Here is a 15,990-nt window from a genome sequence, read left to right as displayed (position 1 = left end):
CCTTACTCTTTTCTCTGGCCCCCTGCCCACCCCACTCCGGAACGCGAGATTCATGACCGGCATCAGTGACGATGTACTGCTTGTCCACGGCGGCACCCCGCTTGAGGGCGAGATCCGAGTCCGCGGTGCGAAGAACCTCGTGCCCAAGGCCATGGTCGCCGCTCTGCTCGGCAGCGGACCCAGCCGGCTGCGCAACGTTCCCGACATCCGTGACGTCCGGGTCGTGCGCGGTCTGCTCCAGCTGCACGGGGTGACGGTCCGCCCCGGCGAGGAGCCGGGCGAGCTGGTTCTCGACCCCACTCACGTCGAAAGCGCGAACGTCGCCGACATCGACGCCCACGCGGGCTCGTCGCGCATCCCGATCCTGTTCTGCGGCCCCCTGCTGCACCGCCTCGGCCACGCCTTCATCCCGGGCCTGGGCGGCTGCGACATCGGCGGCCGGCCGATCGACTTCCACTTCGACGTGCTCCGCCAGTTCGGCGCGACCATCGAGAAGCGCGAGGGCGGCCAGTACCTGGAGGCCCCGCAGCGCCTCCGCGGCTGCAAGATCCGCCTCCCGTACCCGTCGGTCGGCTCGACCGAGCAGGTGCTGCTGACGGCCGTCCTGGCCGAGGGCGTCACCGAGCTCAGCAACGCCGCGGTGGAGCCGGAGATCGAGGACCTCATCTGCGTCCTGCAGAAGATGGGCGCGATCATCTCCGTCGACACCGACCGGACCATCCGGATCACGGGTGTCGACCGTCTCAGCGGCTACAACCACAAGGCGCTCCCGGACCGCCTGGAGGCCGCCTCCTGGGCTTCCGCGGCCCTGGCGACCGGCGGCAACATCTACGTGCGCGGCGCCCAGCAGCGCTCGATGATGACCTTCCTGAACACCTTCCGCCGGGTCGGCGGGGCGTTCGAGATCGACGACGAGGGCATCCGCTTCTGGCACCCCGGCGGCCCGCTCAACGCCATCGCGCTGGAGACGGACGTGCACCCCGGCTTCCAGACCGACTGGCAGCAGCCGCTCGTGGTGGCCCTGACGCAGGCCTCGGGCCTGTCGATCGTGCACGAGACGGTCTACGAGTCCCGGCTCGGGTTCACCTCGGCGCTCAACCAGATGGGTGCTCACATCCAGCTGTACCGCGAGTGCCTGGGCGGCTCGGCCTGCCGCTTCGGCCAGCGCAACTTCCTGCACTCGGCGGTCGTCTCCGGCCCCACCAAGCTGCAGGGCGCCGACCTGGTCATCCCCGACCTGCGCGGCGGTTTCTCGTACCTGATCGCGGCCCTGGCGGCCGAGGGCACCTCGCGCGTCCACGGCATCGACCTGATCAACCGCGGCTACGAGAACTTCATGGAGAAGCTCGTCGAGCTCGGCGCGAAGGTCGAACTGCCGGGCGGCGACCTCGTCTGAGCCGTAACCGGCCGTCAGGAAGCCCCCCGCGCCCCGCCAGGGCCCCGGGGGGCTTCTTCGTGGCCCCGGGGGGCGCACAGCGGCGCACAGCGTCTCCAGGGGGCCCCGGACGGCCCAACGGGCCGACAGCGGCCCGTTGCAGGCCGAAGGGCGGCCGGGGACAGGCCGAAGGGCGGCCGCCCCGTCCGGGGTGACCGCCCTTCGCCGTATCCACGCTTCTACGCGTCTGCGCGGCCGTCCACGTGACCGGCGCGCGTACTCCTCACCGTCCCAGAGGCCTCTGCGGCCTCCGGCGCCGGGGCAGGACTACTTGCCCTTGGCGGCTTCCTTGAGCTTGGAGCCCGCGGAGACCTTCACGCTGTAGCCGGCCGGGATCTGGATGGGGTCGCCGGTCTGCGGGTTGCGCGCGGTGCGAGCGGCACGGTGGGTGCGCTCGAAGGTCAGGAAGCCGGGGATGGTGACCTTCTCGTCGCCCTTGGCGACAATCTCGCCGACGGTCTCGGCGAGCGCGGCCAGAACGGCGTCGGCGTCCTTGCGGGTCACCTCGGCGCGCTCGGACAGAGCGGCCACCAGCTCACTGCGGTTCATGTTGTACTCCCGTGTTCAACTTGCCTTAGAGGCGTGAGATCGAAGCCGATGCTGCCAGGGCCCTCGGACAGTCCCCGGACCCGGGTCTGAACGTCAGACCCTCTCGCCCGGTTACGCATCCTGCCCCCACCAGCGGCGGGAAAGCCAATCCGGCACCCGCCGGGGTCACACGAAAAGCGCCACAGTCACGCCGCGGTGACCCTCCGTCCGCGTCCTCGCCCAGACATCGCTGCGGACCGCGGACCTCGCGGGCATCCCCGCAACCCTAGAGGCGGCCCGGCGGGGCCGCGCCACGCGACGCGCCGGGATCAGAGGTCCGTGAGGGCGGTCACAGCGCCGCCTCCGCGCCCCGGCAACTCCCTCACGGCGCCGGGCGCGTCGGCGGCCCGGACGGCCGTCACACCGCCGAGGCGGCCTTGCGGACGGCGCCCGCCACCGCACCCGCGACCTTGTCGTTGAACACCGACGGGATGATGTAGTTCGCGTTCAGCTCGTCCTCGCCGACGACGTCCGCCAGGGCGCTCGCGGCGGCCAGCATCATGTCGGTGTTCACCGTCCGCGACTGGGCGTCCAGCAGGCCGCGGAAGACGCCGGGGAAGACCAGCACGTTGTTGATCTGGTTCGGGAAGTCGGAGCGGCCCGTGGCGACGACGGCGGCGGTCTGGCGGGCGACGGCCGGGTCCACCTCGGGGTCCGGGTTCGCGAGCGCGAACACGATCGCGCCCTCCGCCATCGCGGCCACGTCCTCGCCGGACAGCACGTTCGGGGCCGAGACGCCGATGAAGACGTCGGCGCCGACCACGGCCTCCTTCAGAGTGCCCGTGTAGCCCTCGGGGTTGGTGTTGTCGGCGATCCAGCGCAGCGGGGAGTCGGGGGCCGCGTCGACGAGGTCGGGACGGCCCGCGTGCACGACACCGTGGATGTCGGCGCTGACGGCGTTCTTGACGCCCGCCGCGAGGAGCAGCTTGAGGATGGCCGTACCGGCCGCGCCGGCCCCCGACATGACCACCTTGACGTCCCCAACTGCCTTGCCCACCACGCGAAGTGCGTTGGTGAGGGCGGCGAGCACGACGATCGCCGTGCCGTGCTGGTCATCGTGGAACACGGGGATGTCGAGGGCCTCGCGCAGCCGGGCCTCGATCTCGAAGCAGCGCGGCGCGGAGATGTCCTCCAGGTTGATGCCGGCGAAGCCCGGGGCGATGGCCTTGACGATCTCGACGATGGCGTCGGAGTCCTGGGTGTCGAGGCAGATCGGCCAGGCGTCGATGCCGGCGAAGCGCTTGAAGAGGGCCGCCTTGCCCTCCATGACGGGCAGCGCGGCCATCGGGCCGATGTTGCCCAGGCCCAGCACGGCGGAACCGTCCGTCACGACTGCGACGGAGTTGCGCTTGATGGTGAGGCGGCGCGCGTCCTCGGGGTTCTCGGCGATCGCCATGCACACGCGGGCCACGCCCGGGGTGTAGATCATCGACAGGTCGTCACGGTTGCGGATGGGGTGCTTGGACGCCATCTCGATCTTGCCGCCGAGGTGCATGAGGAAGGTTCGGTCGGAGACCTTGCCGAGGCTGACGCCCTCGATGCCGCGCAGCTTCTCGACGATCTCGTCCGCGTGCGCGGTGGAGGTCGCGGCGATGGTGACGTCGATGCGGAGCTTCTCGTGGCCGGAGGCGGTCACGTCGAGGCCGGTGACCGAGCCACCGGAGGACTCCACGGCGGTGGTGAGCTGGGAGACCGCGGTTCCGCTCGCGGGCACTTCCAGACGGACCGTCATCGAATACGAGACGCTGGGCGCCGTTGCCATGGCCGTGTTCCTCTTCTGTCCCTGGTTTTCGCTGTACGCACAGGGCCCGGCACACCTCGGGCGTGGCAGGACCTGTTGTCCGATCGTCCCACCTACCCGCCGGTACAAGGTAACCAGCTACAAATTTCGGAAGAACACTTCCACCATACGAGATGTCCGATGCCCGTGGAACGGCGGGTCCACACAAAACAGGTCCGCGCCCCCCACTGGATGGAGGGCGCGGACCTGGTGATGCGGACGTATATGACACCGACCCGCCATGCTCGCCTCGCGGCAAGTGGTCGCTCTAAGCGACGAAGGTTGGGCCCGGGGGCTTGGATCGAGTCGGTGCCTTCACCAGGCTAACAAAGGATCGCCGGATACGGTCCCCCTCCCGGCGGCCGGTTCTGCCCACCACGCTCCTGGCCGCGGGCCATACGGCCGTACGGCTCCGGACCCTCACGGAAGCAGCAGTTCCGGCACCCCGTCCGCGCCGGGCCGGTCCCGGTCGCCCGAGACCACCGTGAGCTGCTGCGTCGCGCGCGTCAGCGCCACGTACAGCACCCGCAGGCCCGCCGGGGACTCGTCCGCGATCTCCGCCGGGGAGACGACCACCGTGGCGTCGTACTCCAGGCCCTTGGCCTCCAGGCTGCCGAGCGCCACGGCCCGCTCCCCCAGGTCGGCCAGCCAGCCCGCCGCCTCCGCGCGCCGGTCCATGGCCACGACCACGCCGACGGTGCCGTCCACCTGCTCCAGCAGCCTGCGGGTCTCCTCCCGCACCGAAGCGCCGAGATCGTCCCCGGCGGCCGTGAAACGGGGCTCCAGGCCCGTGGAACGCACCGCCGACGGCGGCTCCATGCCGGGCATCGCCAGCCGCAGCACCCGGGACGCGACCTCGGCGACCTCGGCCGGGTTGCGGTAGTTCACGGTCAGGGTGAACCGGCGGCGCGGCCGGGACCCCAGGGCCTCGTCGCGGGCCGCGGCCGCCTCCTGCGGGTCGGTCCACGAGGACTGCGCCGGGTCGCCGACCACCGTCCAGGTGCCCATCCGGCCCCGGCGGCCCACCATCCGCCACTGCATCGGCGTCAGGTCCTGGGCCTCGTCCACGATGACGTGCGCGTACTCGGTGCGCTCCGCCGCGAGCCGCTCGGCCCGCTCCCACTGGGTCTCCTCGCGGGTCGGCATCAGCTCCTCCAGCCCGCTGAGCTGGTCCAGCGGGTCCATCTCCCGCCTGCGCCTGGGCCTCGCGGGCGCGCCGAGCAGCTGCTGAAGCTCGTCCAGCAGCGCCACGTCGTGCACGGAGAGGGGGCCCTTGCCGTCCGGGCCGATCCGGCGCAGCGAGCGGGCCAGCTGACGGGTCTCGCGCGGGTTCAGGTCCCGCCGCGACCAGCGGCCGAGCTTGCGCTCGTCGGCCATCGCGGCGAGCACCCCCCGCGGGGTCAGCTCCGGCCACCAGGCGTTCAGGAACTCGATGAAGGCGTCCTCGGTGGAGATGTCCTCGTCGAAGGCGGAGCGCAGCTCGGCCGCCAGCTCCGGGTCGCTGTGCCGGCCGGCCCCGCCGGACTTCGCGTACAGGGCGTCCAGCAGCAGCTTGCGGGCGCGGGGCCGCAGCAGGTTGACGGGGGCGGTGCCGCCGAGCACGTTCTGCCGGATCCGGTTCAGCTCGCCGGCCTCCAGCTCCTGGCGGCGGCCGAAGGCCACGACGCGCAGCCGGTCCGGGGCGTCCCCGAGCTCCAGCGCGCCCCGCACGGCCTTGCGCAGCACCTTCAGCATCCGCGAGGAGCCCTTGATCCGGGCCACGGCCGGATCGTCGTACGTGGTCGCCTCGGCGCCGTCGACCAGCGAGCCGAGCGCCCGGATGGCGACCTGGCCCTCCTCGCCGAGGGAGGGCAGCACGCCCTCGGTGTACGCGACGAGCAGCGGGGTCGGGGAGACGATCAGGATGCCGCCGGAGTAGCGGCGCCGGTCCTGGTAGAGCAGGTAGGCGGCGCGGTGCAGGGCGACGGCCGTCTTTCCGGTGCCGGGTCCGCCGGCGACCTCGGCGACCGAGGCGGCGGGGGCCCGGATGACCAGGTCCTGCTCGGCCTGGATGGAGGAGACGATGTCCCGCATGGAGTGCGTACGGGCCCGCCCGAGCGCGGCCATCAGGGCGCCGTCGCCGAGGGCGGGGAGCTCCTGGCCGCCGAGGAAGGCGGTGACCTCGGGGCGCATCAGGTCGTCCTCCACGCCGAGCACCTTGCGGCCCTTGGAGCGGATGACGCGCCGGCGCACGACGCGCCCGGGGTCCTTGGGCGTGGAGCGGTAGAACGGCGCGGCGGCCGGCGCGCGCCAGTCGATGACCAGCGGCGCGTAGTCGGAGTCCAGGACTCCGATGCGGCCGATGTGCAGCGTCTCGGCGATGTCGGCCGTGAGGTCCTCGCGGATCGCGTCGTCGGCCGGCTCGACCGAGGTGTAGGCGCCGTCCGGCCCCTTCTCCCCGTCCTTCCCCAGCACCAGGTCGATGCGGCCGAAGAGGAAGTCCTCGAACTCGTTGTTCAGCCGGTTCAGGTGGATACCCGCCCGGAAGACCTGCGCGTCGCGCTCGGCGAGGGCCCCGGGGGTGCCCACCTGACCGCGTTTGGCGGCGTCGTTCATCAGGAACTCGGCCTCGTGGATCTTCTCCTCAAGGCGTCGGTACACCTGGTCGAGATGCGTCTGCTCGACCGCGATCTCCCGATCGCGGACGGAATCCGCCGTGCTGTCGACAGCGGCATTCTGCGCGGCCACCAAGGCCCCCTTCTGACGTGCATGGGCGACCGTCAACCGTACGCGAACCGGCACCCTGTCCGCACGCCCGTTCCGGAACCGGCGGGGCCGGGCCTACACCGAGTCCGCGGCCAGCGCCCGCCGACGGTGGCGGGCGACGCGCTCCCGGTTGCCGCACACCTCGCTGGAGCACCAGCGGCGCCGGTGCCCACGGGAAGTGTCCAGGTAGACCCGGGTGCAGCCGTCACCCTCGCAGGCCCGCAACAGCGCCAGGTCGCCGGGGTCGGTCAGCAGCTCGACGGCGTCCCGGGCGACGGCCGCGAGCAGCGCCCCGCACTCCACGCCGCCGCACAGCTCCCGTACGAGGTGGCCTTCCCGGTCCCTTACGGCACACAGGCCCGGGGGTGGTCCGGCGGCCAGCGCGTTGACCCGGGCGAGTGCCTGTTCGTCGGGACCCGTCCCGTCCAGCTCCGCCCGTACGAGGCGCTCCACATCCCCGCGCAGGTCGCGGAAGGCGGCGGCCCAGTCGGGGCCCACCCGGGCGAGCGGCGTGCGGTCGGGCACCAGCCCGGCCCCGGCGAGCCACTGGCGCAGCTCGTCGCCGTCCCGGATCTCCTCGGCCACCAGGTCCAGGCAGACCCGCCCGGCGTCGAACCGCATGCCCGTCACCGCCTCGCGTCTCGGGGGCGCCCCACCAGAGTGCCCCCAGCCGCCGCACAGCGGAACCCCCCGTGCGGGTATGGCGCGGCGGGCCGGGCCGTCCTCCCCCGGCGGCTACCGGCGCCACCCGGCGGCTGGGGGCCGTCCCGCGGGCCCCGGCGGGCGCGGAGGCCGGCCGCGGCACCGCGCCGCGTCGCCGGAACGCCCGGATGCGCCCGGATGTGCCCGGTACGGGGGCGCCCCTCCGCCATGTGGTGCACCGCGGAGGGACGCCGTGCGGCGACGACCCGCCGGGGATCACGGGACGGCCCTCAGGGCGCCGGCGGGTCGTCGTGCAGCAGTCGCTGGAAGAGGCGGTGGTCCCGCCAGGCCCCGTTGATGTGGAGGTAGCGCGGCGCGACGCCGTACGGCTCGAAGCCCGCCTTGAGCAGCACCCGCTGCGAGGCCGCGTTGTCGAGCAGGGTCCCGGCCTCCACCCGGTGCAGGCCCAGGTCGTCGCGGGCGGCCCGGCACACCTCTTCCAGGGCCGCGGTGGCCAGGCCCCTGCCGTGCCAGGCCCGGTCGACCCAGTAGCCGACGCCTCCGCTGCACAGCGGCCCGCGCGCGATGGAGCCCAGGTTGATCGCGCCGACCGGCGCGCCCGTGGCCGCGTCGGCCAGCACGTACGGAACCATCCGCCCCGCGTCGCGCTCGGCGAGCATGCCCTCGATCCGGGCCCGCTGCCCCCGCTCGGTGTAGAAGTCCTCCGGCCGGACCGGCTCGAAGGGCGCCATGTACGCGCGGTTGCGCGCGAACGCCCCGGCCAGCCCGGCGGCGTCACCGGGCGCGAGGGCCCTCATCTCCACCCCGTCAATGATCATCCGGGCAGGCTAGTGCTGTGCTCCTCACCGGTCACGCCGCCGGCCCGGCCCGCCCCCCGGCGGACACCCCGCGGAGCTCACGCGCGGCGGGCACCCCCCGGCGCTCACGCGGGCGGGGCGTCCCCGTACTTGACCTCCCCGCCGGCGTCCAGCGACAGCCGGTACCCCCGCTTGACCACGGTCTGGATCAGCTTCGGCGCCCCCAGCGCCACCCTCAGCCGGGCCATCGCCGTCTCCACGGCGTGTTCGTCGCGCCCCGCCCCCGGCAGCGCCCGCAACAGCTCCCCGCGGGCCACCACCCACCCCGGCCGCCGGGCCAGCGCCCGCAGCAGGGCCATCCCGGCGGGCGGCACGGGCCGCAGCTCGTCGTCCACCAGGACCGCGTGCCCGCGGATCTCCACGCGGTGCCCGGCCACCGGCAGCACCCGCGCCCGTCCCGGCAGCTCCTTGCAGAGCAACTGCACCAGCGGGCCCAGCCGGAACCGCTCCGGCTGCACCGTGTCCACGCCGTGCGCCTGCAGCGGCAGCGCGGTCACCGGCCCCACGCACGCCGACACCACCCCGCCCCGCAGGGCCGCCAGCACGGCCTCCCGTACGCCCCGCTCCTCGGCCCGCGACAGCAGCGAGGCCGCCGCCGGGGCGGAGGTGAAGCTGACCGCGTCCACCCCGCCGCCGACCACCGCGTCCAACAGCCGGTCCAGCGGTGCGAGGTCCTCCGGCGCCATCCACCGGTACACCGGGACCACCACCACCTCGGCCCCGCCGGCCCGCAGCGCCTCGACGAAGCCGGGCAGCGGCTCCCCGTGCAGCTGGAGCGCGATCCGCCGCCCGGCCACCCCGCCCGACAGCAGCCGTTCCAGTACCTCGGCGAGCGATTCCGACTCCGGCGACCAGGCCTCCACCAGCCCGGCGGCCCGGATGGCGCCCTTCACCTTCGGTCCGCGCGCGAGCAGTTCGGTGGCCCGCAGCCGTGCGAGCAGTTCCTCGCCGACCCCCCAGCCGTCGGCGGCCTCGATCCACCCGCGGAACCCGATGGCGGTGGTGGCGACCACCGCGTCCGGCGCGCAGGCGATCAGCTCCTTGGTGGCGGCGAGCAGTTCGCTGTCGTCGGCCAGCGGCACGATCCGCAGCGCGGGCGCGTGCACCACGGCGGCCCCGCGCCGGCGCAGCAGGGCGATCAGCTCGTCGGCCCGCCGCGCGGCGGTCACCCCGACCGTGAAGCCCGCGAGCGGACCGGTGTTCCTGTCATCGTCCATGGTGACCTGCCTTGCCCAGTGGGTCGGTATCGCGTCGCGGGAGCGGAACCGAGCCTGCCAAGTCGGCGTGTCAGGCTCGGTTCCGTCGTATTTCACCGCGGTAAAGCCGGGTTACACCGACGTGAGCTGCGGCTTCGCCGCCACCCCTGCGTCCGGGACGGCCACCGCGGCCGGCCGGCGAAGGTATACCGCCCACATGACCGTGCAGCACACCGCGTAGAAGCCGAGGAAGGTCACGAAGGCTGCCGTGCCCGACCCGGAGCTCTGGAACGCCCCCCGGAAGACGAGGTTGATGCCGAGCCCGCCGAGCGCCCCCACCGCGCCGATCAGCCCCATGGCGGCCCCGGACAGCCGCCGCCCGTACGCGGCCGCGTCCTCGCCGCTCATGCCCCGGGCCAGCGCCTGGGCCTGGAAGATCCCGGGGATCATCTTGTACGTCGACCCGTTGCCGAGGCCGCTCAGCGCGAACAGCGCCACGAAACCGACCAGGAACACCGGCAGTGATTCCCGTACGGAGGCCAGGATGACGACCCCGGTCGCGGCGGCCATCGCCACGAAGGTGGCCAGGGTGATCCGCGCGCCGCCGAACCGGTCCGCCAGGGCCCCGCCCACCGGCCTGATCAGGGAGCCGAGCAGCGGCCCGATGAAGGTCAGCGAGGCCGCCTGGAGCGGGGTGCGGCCGAACTGCGTCTGGAGCACCAGCCCGAAGGCGAAGCTGTAGCCGATGAAGGACCCGAAGGTGCCGATGTAGAGGAAGGCCATGATCCAGGTGTGCGGTTCGCGGACCGCCTCGCGCACGGCGCCGGTGTCGTTGCGCACGGGCGCCAGGTTGTCCATCCGCAGCGCCGCGAGCGCCGCGGCGGCCACGATCAGCGGGATGTACACGACGAGCAGCAGCCGCGGGTGCCCGGCCCCGGCGGTGGCGATGACCAGCAGCGCGGCGAGCTGCACGACGGGGACGCCGATGTTCCCGCCGCCCGCGTTCAGCCCGAGCGCCCAGCCCTTCTTGCGCAGCGGGAAGAAGGCGTTGATGTTCGTCATCGACGAAGCGAAGTTCCCGCCGCCGACGCCGGTCAGGGCGGCCACGGCGAGGAAGGTGCCGTACGAGGTCCCGGGCTCCATGACCACCAGCGCGGCCACGGTCGGCGCGAGCAGCAGCAGGGCGCTGACGACGGTCCAGTTCCGGCCGCCGAAGCGGGCGACGGCGAAGGTGTAGGGCACCCGGACCAGGGCGCCGACCAGGGTCGCCGTCCCGATGAGGAAGAACTTCCCGGCCGGGTCGATCCCGTACTGCGGCCCCATGAACAGGACCATCACGGACCACAGGGACCAGATGGAGAACCCGATGTGCTCGGAGAGCACGGAGTAGAGGAGGTTGCGGCGGGCGACCCGCTCCCCCGTCTCCTTCCAGAACGTCTCGTCCTCGGGTTCCCACCGCTCGATCCAGCGGCCCCCCTTGCGCGGTGCGGTCGTACCGGTCATCACACGCCTCCACAGCTGTCGCGTCCGTGGTGACGACCGTAGGAACGGTGCGTTTCGGCCTCGGTCCCCGCCTGATGACCGCCGGGAAACCTTGCTCTCACCCGCCGCCGGGGCCGTGTGTGAGCCGCGCCGGGGTCCAGCTGCCCGCCGGCGGATCCAGCCAGCCCCTCTCCGCCGCCAGCTCGGCGGCAGCGGCGCGCAGGGCGTCCAGCCCGGGGTGGGCGAAGCCCCTGCGCCACACCATGGACAGCGGCGACAGCGGGACGGGGTCGGTCAGCGGCCGCTTCACGCAGCCGGGCATGTCGAGGAAGTCCACCGTCGCCAGCACCGGATTGCCGGTCTTGGCCATCACCCGGCCGAACTCCTCCTTGCCCATGGCCACGGGGGCGGGCGGCGCCATCTCGATCCCGCGCCCGGCGAACAGCTCGCGGGCGAGCCCCGTCCACTCCACGGTCCGCGGGTTCCCGGCCCCCGCGTACACGGTCTCCCCGGCCAGCGCGTCCAGGCGTACGGCGGTCAGCGCGGCCAGGGCGTGCCCCTCGGGCAGCAGCACGGCCAGCGGCTCGTACCGTACGGGCGCCTGCGCGAGCCGCGCCCGCAGCGCCGGGGCCAGCCCGTCGGCGTACCCGAAGGCGACGTCGAGCCGGCCGGCCGCGATCTCGGCGGCGGCGTGGGTGAGCCCGCTCTCGAAGCGGGCCATCAGCTCACAGTCCGGGGCGAGTTCGCGGGCCCGTTCCAGCACCGCGCGCCCGGTGCTGGGACCGTCGGTGTTCAGATCGACGAGCAGCGCCCTGGGGGCGGTGAAGGCGGCGGCCAGCTCCTCCTGCGCGCGCAGCACCCGCCGGGCCAGCGGCAGCAGCCGCTCCCCGTCGGGGGTGAGCTCCACCTGGCGGGTGGTCCGTACGAACAGGCTCGCGCCCAGGGCCTGTTCGAGCCGCCTGACGTCACGGCTGAGGGCCTGCTGGGCGACGTAGAGGCGGGCGGCGGCGCGGGTGAAGTGCAACTCCTCGGCGGCCGCGACGAACCCGCGCAGGAGCCGGGGGTCCACATCACGGGGGATCACCCGGGGAGACTAACAACAGGAACGGGTGAATGGCACGCGAACAGGTGTTGGACGACACCGCGGTCCCGGCCGGAGCCTTGGATCATGCCGCAGACCACCCCGTTGATGACCGTGACCGGCTCCACCCTCGTCATCGCCCCCGCCCCGCGGAGCCGGAGCGCCCGCACGCCGAGCCCCTACCACCGCCTGTTCGCCCTGCCCGGCACCCGCGCCTTCACCGCCGGGAACCTCCTGGCACGCCTCCCCATGGGCATGTTCGGAGTCAGCGCGGTCATGATGATCGCCGGCCAGCGCGGCTCGTACGCCCTCGCCGGCGCGGTCGTGGCGACCGGGCTGGCCGCCACGGCGCTGGTGGCGCCCTGGACGGCCCGGCTGGTCGACCGCCACGGCCAGGCCCGGATCGCCCTCCCGGCCACCCTGATCGCGGTCCTCGGCTCCCTCGCCCTGATCGTGTGCGTCCGTACGCAGGCCCCGGCCTGGACGCTCTTCGCCTCGTACGCCGCGACCGCCACCACCCCCAACATCGGCGGCATGTCCCGCGCCCGCTGGACGCACCTGCTGCGCGACTCCCCCGCCTCGCACCACACGGCGATGTCCTTCGAACAGGCCGCCGACGAGCTGTGCTTCATGCTCGGCCCGGTCCTCGCGGCCTTCCTCTGCACCGCCGTCTTCCCCGAGGCGGGCACCCTCACCGGCGCGGCCCTGTTCCTCGCCGGGATGCTGCTCTTCACCGCCCAGCGGGCCACGGAGCCCCCGGTGACCGGCGCGGCGGCCCGGCGCGGTTCACCGCTGCGCGCCCTGGGCCCGCTGCCGGTCCTCTTCCTCTGCCTGGGCCTGGTCTTCGGCTCGATGGAGGTCAGCTCGATCGCCTACCTCGACGCCGCGGGCCTGGGCGCCGCGTCCGGCCTGGTCCTGGGGCTCCAGGCGGCGGGCTCCTGCGCGGCCGGACTGCTCTACGGCGCCCTGCGCCCGCGCGGCCTGCGGACCTGCCTGACCGCCCTGGGCGTCGCGATGGCCCTCCCCTGGGCGGCGGCGGCCACCGGCTCCGTCCCGCTGCTGGCCCTCGCCCTGCTCCTGGCGGGCATGGCCACCGCCCCGGTGATGGTCACGGCGATGTCCCGCGTCCACGCCCGCACCCCCGAGGGCCGCCTCAACGAGGGCATGACCCTCGCGGTCACCGCCATCTTCGCGGGCATCTCGGCCGGCTCGGCCGTGGCGGGCCTGACCGTCGACCACCTCGGCCCGTCGGCGGCCTACCTCCTGCCCGCGGCGGCCGCCCTGCTGGCCGGCGCAGCCGGCACGATGACTCGTACGAGTTTCCGGTACCGGTCCCGTACCGTAAACTCGTACCAGCATCAGTCCGAGAGGGGCCAACCATGTCCATAAGCGCCAGCGAGGCCAGGGCGACCCTGTTCCCCCTGATCGAGCGCGTCAACACCGACCACGACCCGGTGCGCATCACCTCCAAGAACGGCGACGCCGTCCTCATGTCCGCCGACGACTACGACTCCTGGCAGGAGACCGTCTACCTGCTGCGCTCCCCCGCCAATGCCCAGCGGTTGATGGAGGCCGTCGCGCGCGACCGTGAGGGCGGCGCCACCGTCACCAGGACCCTGGACGACCTGAGGGAGCTGACCGGGGGCGAGGGGTGAGGAGCGTCCACCTCGACCCCGCGGCCTGGGAGGACTTCCTGTTCTGGCTCTCGTCGGACCGGAAGATGGCCCGCCGGATCACCCGCCTGATCGGCGAGATCCAGCGCGACCCCTTCACGGGGATCGGCAAGCCCGAGTCGCTGAAGGGGGACCTGTCGGGCTACTGGTCCCGCCGCATCGACGACGAACACCGACTTGTGTACCGGGCGGACGACAAGGAAGTGAAGATCCTCAAGGCCCGCTACCACTACTGACCGGCATGACAAAGGCCCCGCAGCCGTGAGGCCGCGGGGCCTTTGCCCACATGGGATGAGTGGAGATGGCGGGAATCGAACCCGCGTCCAACGGTGCAGAAGCAGGGCTTCTCCGAGCGCAGTCCGCTGCGCTTTTCTCGGCCCCGGAGATCACACGGACAAGTCTCCGACGGGCTCAGTCACTGTTTGATTTCCCTCCAACCCCCGTGACCGGGGCTAGAGGTTTAGATCCCTAATTGACGCCAGGATCCGGACCGGGACCACTTCCGGGCTGACGCTCCTCACAGAGGCTTCAGCTCACTGTTATTAGGCAGCGAGGGTGAAGCGGGAGTTATCGCTCTTGGAGTTGGCGATTATTGTTTGCGACATGTGGTTAGCGAGATCATTGCCGCTTCCTCGGCTCGCTTCCCCTGCATCGACATCCGCTGTCGAAACCGATCATCCCCATGTTTTTTTAACAAGCTGCTCCGCCCCCGAGGGGGTGGTGCTGACGCCATGGTACGCGAAGTGGACCGCCGCGTGCCAGGAGGTTAAACAGTGCCGCGCTGCTTGCGGCGGACCGCCGAGATCGCGCGGTTCGTCTCGCGGGTGTCCTGCTTCTCCCGCAGCGTCTGCCGCTTGTCGTACTCCTTCTTGCCCTTCGCCAGCGCGATCTCGACCTTCGCGCGGCCGTCCTTGAAGTACAGGGACAGGGGCACGATCGTGTGACCCGACTCGTCCGCCTTCCGCTCCAGCTTGTCGATCTCCTCCCGGTGCATGAGGAGCTTGCGCTTGCGGCGGGCGCTGTGGTTCGTCCAGGTGCCCTGGCTGTACTCCGGCACGTGCACGTTGTACAGCCAGGCCTCGCGGCCCTCCACCGACACGAAGCCGTCCACCAGCGAGGCCCGGCCCTGGCGCATGGACTTGACCTCGGTGCCCGTGAGCACGAGACCGCACTCGAAGGTGTCCAGGATCGTGTAGTCGTGCCGCGCCTTCTTGTTCTGGGCGATCAGCTTGCGCCCTTTTTCCTTAGCCATAGTGCGGTCATTTTCGCACTAAGGACCCACCTCGCGGCCACCCAATACCTTGGCGGCCCGTTCCTCGGCCCCGTCGCCCACCGCCACGTCCGGGGTGATGCCGCTGCCGTCCAGGCTGCGGCCCCCCGGCGTGCGGTACGTGCCCACCGTCAGCTCGGCCACCGAACCGTCGGGCAGCTCGGTGGGCATCTGCACCGAGCCCTTGCCGAAGGTCCGGCTGCCCACGGCCAGGGCCCGGCCGCGGTCCTGCAGGGCGCCCGTCACCAGCTCGGCCGCGCTCATCGTGCCGCCGTCGACCAGCGCCACCAGCGGCCGGGCCGTGTCGCCGCCCGGCTCCGCGTACAGGGCGCGCTCGTCGCCCCGTACGTCGTAGGTCGCCACCAGCCCGCCGTCCAGGAAGGCGGAGGCGGCCGTCACCGCCTCGGCGACCAGCCCGCCCGGATTGCCGCGCAGGTCGAGCATGACCCCGGCGCCGGGCGGGGCCTCGCGGACGGCGGCCTTGACGCGTTCGCCCGAGCCACGGGTGAAGGAGACCACCTTGATGACGGTGATCCCGCCCGCGATCTGCCGTACCGTCACCGGCTCGGTGCGCAGCTGCTCGCGGCGCACGGTCTCGGTGAGGCCGACGCCGTCGCGGCTCAGGTTCAGCACCACGGGGGTGCCGGCCTCGCCGCGCAGCAGGGCGACGACCTCGGTGACGGGCAGGCCGGTGACGGCGTGCCCGTCGACGTTCAGCAGCCGGTCCCCGGCGCGCAGGCCGGCCCGCGCGGCGGGGCTGCCGGGCTGGACCTTGTCGACCTTGATCAGGCCGTCACGGCCGCGGTCGGCCCAGAGCCCGACGCCGGTCCAGCGGCCGTCGAGGCCCTCGGCGAAGGCGGCGTACTCACCCTGGTCGTAGACGGTGCCCCAGCGGTCGCCGCTGCGGCTGACCACATCCTGGGCGGCCTTCTTGCCGGACTTCCCCTCGGCGACCGCCTCGGCGGCGGCGCGCGCCACGGCCTCGCGGTCGGCTGTGCCCGTGGCGCGGGGCTTCTCGGGCGCGGCGGCCCCGGTGGGGGCGGCGAGGGCGGCGGGTGCGGCGGGTGCGTTCTCGCGGTCCCAGCAGCCCGTGCTCACGGCGGCGGCGACGGCCGCGAGGAAGACCAACGTCAAGACGGCCCCGCGACGCAGGTCGCGGGGCCGGAGACAGAGGGCGGGGGGACCCGGCATGGCGCCGAGTCTAGGACAAGCCCCGCGCC

The 15,990-nt window shown here is 72.9% G+C and carries 14 protein-coding genes and 1 other RNA gene; 4 read left to right on the top strand and 11 right to left on the bottom strand.

The annotated features are described in order from the left end of the window. The first annotated feature begins 52 nt into the window (after positions 1 to 52). Entirely contained in the window at positions 53 to 1,396 is a 1,344-nt protein-coding gene (murA, locus tag ACFCZ1_RS22670; protein ID WP_376680087.1) for a UDP-N-acetylglucosamine 1-carboxyvinyltransferase, read from the top strand. A gap of 306 nt (positions 1,397 to 1,702) precedes the next feature. On the opposite strand, the gene ACFCZ1_RS22665 is transcribed toward murA, so the two are convergent. The 8 genes from ACFCZ1_RS22665 to ACFCZ1_RS22630 all read right to left on the bottom strand — a co-directional run bounded on the left by ACFCZ1_RS22665 (position 1,703) and on the right by ACFCZ1_RS22630 (position 11,830). Continuing rightward, a complete protein-coding gene (locus ACFCZ1_RS22665) occupies positions 1,703 to 1,984 on the bottom strand; it encodes an HU family DNA-binding protein (RefSeq protein WP_007264399.1) in 282 nt (93 codons plus the stop codon). A gap of 397 nt (positions 1,985 to 2,381) precedes the next feature. Continuing rightward, the gene (locus ACFCZ1_RS22660) at positions 2,382 to 3,785 is read right to left on the bottom strand and encodes an NAD-dependent malic enzyme (RefSeq protein WP_376680086.1); all 1,404 of its coding nucleotides are present in this window, start codon (positions 3,783 to 3,785) and stop codon (positions 2,382 to 2,384) included. A gap of 438 nt (positions 3,786 to 4,223) precedes the next feature. Next, the gene (locus ACFCZ1_RS22655; RefSeq protein WP_376680085.1) at positions 4,224 to 6,530 is read right to left on the bottom strand and encodes a HelD family protein; all 2,307 of its coding nucleotides are present in this window, start codon (positions 6,528 to 6,530) and stop codon (positions 4,224 to 4,226) included. A 93-nt stretch (positions 6,531 to 6,623) separates the two neighbouring features. Beyond that, positions 6,624 to 7,169 (bottom strand): CGNR zinc finger domain-containing protein, encoded by a 546-nt coding sequence (locus ACFCZ1_RS22650; protein ID WP_376680084.1) that lies wholly within the window; start codon positions 7,167 to 7,169, stop codon positions 6,624 to 6,626. A 311-nt stretch (positions 7,170 to 7,480) separates the two neighbouring features. Next, positions 7,481 to 8,029 carry a GNAT family N-acetyltransferase gene (locus ACFCZ1_RS22645; RefSeq protein WP_376680083.1) on the bottom strand — a complete coding sequence of 183 codons (549 nt, stop codon included), beginning with the start codon at positions 8,027 to 8,029 and terminating at the stop codon, positions 7,481 to 7,483. 104 nt (positions 8,030 to 8,133) lie between these two features. Continuing rightward, entirely contained in the window at positions 8,134 to 9,285 is a 1,152-nt protein-coding gene (locus ACFCZ1_RS22640) for a uroporphyrinogen-III synthase (RefSeq protein ID WP_376680082.1), read from the bottom strand. 111 nt (positions 9,286 to 9,396) lie between these two features. After that, positions 9,397 to 10,767, bottom strand: coding sequence for a nitrate/nitrite transporter (locus tag ACFCZ1_RS22635; RefSeq protein WP_376680081.1), 1,371 nt, complete (start codon positions 10,765 to 10,767; stop codon positions 9,397 to 9,399). A 97-nt stretch (positions 10,768 to 10,864) separates the two neighbouring features. Next, the gene (locus tag ACFCZ1_RS22630; RefSeq protein ID WP_376680080.1) at positions 10,865 to 11,830 is read right to left on the bottom strand and encodes a LysR family transcriptional regulator; all 966 of its coding nucleotides are present in this window, start codon (positions 11,828 to 11,830) and stop codon (positions 10,865 to 10,867) included. Between the two features lie 84 nt (positions 11,831 to 11,914). Here ACFCZ1_RS22630 and ACFCZ1_RS22625 point away from each other — a divergent pair, with 84 nt between their 5' ends. The 3 genes from ACFCZ1_RS22625 to ACFCZ1_RS22615 are packed head-to-tail and all read left to right on the top strand — an operon-like array spanning position 11,915 to position 13,736. Further along, positions 11,915 to 13,216, top strand: coding sequence for an MFS transporter (locus ACFCZ1_RS22625; protein ID WP_376680079.1), 1,302 nt, complete (start codon positions 11,915 to 11,917; stop codon positions 13,214 to 13,216). Continuing rightward, a complete protein-coding gene (locus tag ACFCZ1_RS22620; protein WP_376680078.1) occupies positions 13,207 to 13,482 on the top strand; it encodes a type II toxin-antitoxin system Phd/YefM family antitoxin in 276 nt (91 codons plus the stop codon). Before ACFCZ1_RS22625 ends, ACFCZ1_RS22620 begins: the two co-directional genes overlap by 10 nt. Further along, positions 13,479 to 13,736, top strand: coding sequence for a Txe/YoeB family addiction module toxin (locus tag ACFCZ1_RS22615; protein ID WP_376680077.1), 258 nt, complete (start codon positions 13,479 to 13,481; stop codon positions 13,734 to 13,736). The genes ACFCZ1_RS22620 and ACFCZ1_RS22615 overlap by 4 nt, the downstream gene beginning before the upstream one ends. Before the next feature lie 57 nt (positions 13,737 to 13,793). On the opposite strand, the gene ssrA is transcribed toward ACFCZ1_RS22615, so the two are convergent. From ssrA to ACFCZ1_RS22600, 3 genes are all read right to left on the bottom strand, one after another. Then, positions 13,794 to 14,182: a transfer-messenger RNA gene (gene ssrA, locus ACFCZ1_RS22610) on the bottom strand. A gap of 84 nt (positions 14,183 to 14,266) precedes the next feature. Further along, a complete protein-coding gene (smpB, locus tag ACFCZ1_RS22605) occupies positions 14,267 to 14,752 on the bottom strand; it encodes an SsrA-binding protein SmpB (protein WP_376680076.1) in 486 nt (161 codons plus the stop codon). A gap of 18 nt (positions 14,753 to 14,770) precedes the next feature. Then, positions 14,771 to 15,961, bottom strand: coding sequence for a S41 family peptidase (locus tag ACFCZ1_RS22600; protein ID WP_376680075.1), 1,191 nt, complete (start codon positions 15,959 to 15,961; stop codon positions 14,771 to 14,773). Between the last annotated feature and the right edge of the window lie 29 nt (positions 15,962 to 15,990).

Source organism: Streptomyces sp. NPDC056224, assembly GCF_042267665.1.
In the GTDB taxonomy this organism is placed as follows: Bacteria; Actinomycetota; Actinomycetes; order Streptomycetales; family Streptomycetaceae; genus Streptomyces.
This window is presented reverse-complemented; position numbering and strand designations above follow the sequence as displayed.